This is a genomic window from Alteromonas sp. CyTr2 (assembly GCF_947311905.1).
Taxonomy (GTDB): Bacteria; Pseudomonadota; Gammaproteobacteria; order Enterobacterales; family Alteromonadaceae; genus Alteromonas; species Alteromonas macleodii.
In genome coordinates this window covers 1-2,097 of sequence record NZ_CAMZMZ010000074.1, presented here as the reverse complement: position 1 = coordinate 2,097, position 2,097 = coordinate 1, and the positions used below count along the sequence as shown (strand labels likewise).

1 protein-coding gene is annotated in these 2,097 nt (G+C 49.7%); it reads left to right on the top strand.

The window, feature by feature from the left end; all coding sequences use genetic code 11:
- Window positions 1-743 precede the first annotated feature (743 nt).
- Window positions 744-2,015 carry a group II intron reverse transcriptase/maturase gene (gene ltrA, locus QME20_RS19580; protein ID WP_187448059.1) on the top strand — a complete coding sequence of 424 codons (1,272 nt, stop codon included), beginning with the start codon at window positions 744-746 and terminating at the stop codon, window positions 2,013-2,015.
- The last annotated feature ends 82 nt before the right edge of the window (window positions 2,016-2,097 follow it).

Genomic DNA, 2,097 nt, shown 5'->3' with positions numbered 1-2,097 from the left:
CTTTTTTGTTTGCCCAGCGAAGCTGGCAAACCCGTCAGGTTGAAAGAAACCTGAATCACCCTGACTGAGGGGAAGATAATCCGAATGGCAAGGGCGTTGTTGGCCAACGACAGGGTCCGAAGGAAGCCATAGGAAGTTAGAGGTACACAACGCAAGTGAACCTGATTCGGCAAGACAGGAGGGTAAGCGTGCAAAATAGCGCAAAGCCCGATACTCAGTCAGTCCTGTTTTGTGCTTGAGGGTGGCATTTCTAACAGGGCGCTAGTGCAGTAACTGGGGAAGCCTGACACCGTTTCTGGTTGTGAGCCAGAAGCATCTATGCGAGAGGCGACTCAAGGTAGGTGTTGGTGCGAGGTGGCAGATGATGCCGTAGTAGTGAGTAAAGTTCGGCCTGTGAAAGCCAGTAATGGTGTGGAGGGTAAAACCGAGCTGACCATCAGCAGTGTTTGGTGGCATCGTTATCAGCCAAAAGCTGATAGGGATGGCGAAGGGCGGAAGTACATAGTCAGTCTGTGATGAGCAGGTGTTTTTTTTTAGTGGTACACGAATCGATTAGCTATCGACGTCTTCGTACTTGGTTTGTCGCGGAAGCGACGGACTGGCTACGAAACGGTACATGGGAGTAACGTGGTGAACGTTGAGTAGATTGCCATTGGGCTAGCACGCTCTACCACCATGTGAAATAGACCAACGCGAAGAGAAAGTATCGGCCCCCACACAGCACACTATCTTCGAGAGGAAGTATGCGGGTTTATTATAGTTTGTACGGTCACCTGCTTAATAAAGCGAGGCTGTTCAAAGGGTTTAAAAAGGTATTCAAAGCGAAAGGTGCGGCCGGAATAGATGGGCAGAGCCTGAGCGCGTTTGCCTCAAATCTGGATAATGAACTCACACAGCTTCTTCTCGAGCTCAAAACCAAGCGCTATCAACCGCAACCGGTAAGGCGGGTCATTATCCCGAAAGACGGGGGCGGTGAGCGTCTATTGGGTATCCCAACAGTCAGGGATAGAGTGGTTCAACAATGCTTGAATGACCTCCTTACCCCCATCTTCGAAGAGCAGTTCCATCCATCAAGCTTTGGTTATAGACCGAAGCGGAGCTGTCACGATGCCATTAATAAAGCCACCATGTTCATCCGTCGATACGGACGGCGACACGTGGTGGATATGGACCTGTCGAAGTGCTTCGATAAGCTGGACCATACGCTTATCATTAAGAGCATCAAAAGGCGGGTGCGCGATGGCAGCGTGTTGAAGTTAATTACTCAGTTCTTAGAAAGTGGGGTAATGGTTGATGGGCATTGGCAGCAGACAGAGACAGGCAGTCCGCAAGGCGGGGTAATAAGCCCGCTCATAGCGAACATCTATCTGGATGCGTTCGATGAGGAAATGAAACAACGTGGGCACCGCATAGTGCGCTATGCTGATGACATCCTTATCTTGTGTAGCAGTCGTACAGCGGCAGAGAATGCCAAAGTGCAAGCCACACACATCTTAGAAGAAAAGCTAAAGCTAAGCGTAAACACGGATAAAACACACATTACACACAGTGATGATGGTGTGAAGTTCCTAGGCGTTGAAATTGGGACGAAACATACCCGCATACAGTCTAAGAAACTCACCGCGTTTAAGGCGAAGCTCAAGCAGATGACGAAACGCAATGGCGGAGTGCCACTGCAATCAGTCATCAATGCATTAAACCCTCTGCTAAGAGGGTTTAGTTACTACTTCAAGATAGCCAATGCGAGCAGGGCATTTAAGCAACTCGCGAGCTGGCTAAGACGGCGCTTGCGCAGCATCCAACTTAAGTTATGGAAGAAGGCGAGCCGCCTCCATCGCTGGCTACGACAGCATGGTTATAAAGGCAAGTTCGCTCACATCAACATGACGAGCTGGTGCAGTGCACGCAGTCCTTTAGCAAGCTACGCGATGCCAAACAGTTGGTTCGAAGAACTTGGGCTAATGAACTTGGAGAATGTTGAAACAGGATATGTGTTTAGCAATTACGCTAAATAACTGTGTACATGAGCCGTATACGAGGCCCGTATGTACGGTTCTGTGAGAGGGATGAGGCGGTGACGCCTCACCCTACTCGATG

Coding starts and splice junctions, on each gene's coding strand:
- ltrA (WP_187448059.1), top strand. CDS start 744: ATGCGGGTTTATTATAGTTTGTACGGTCACCTGCTTAATAAAGCGAGG.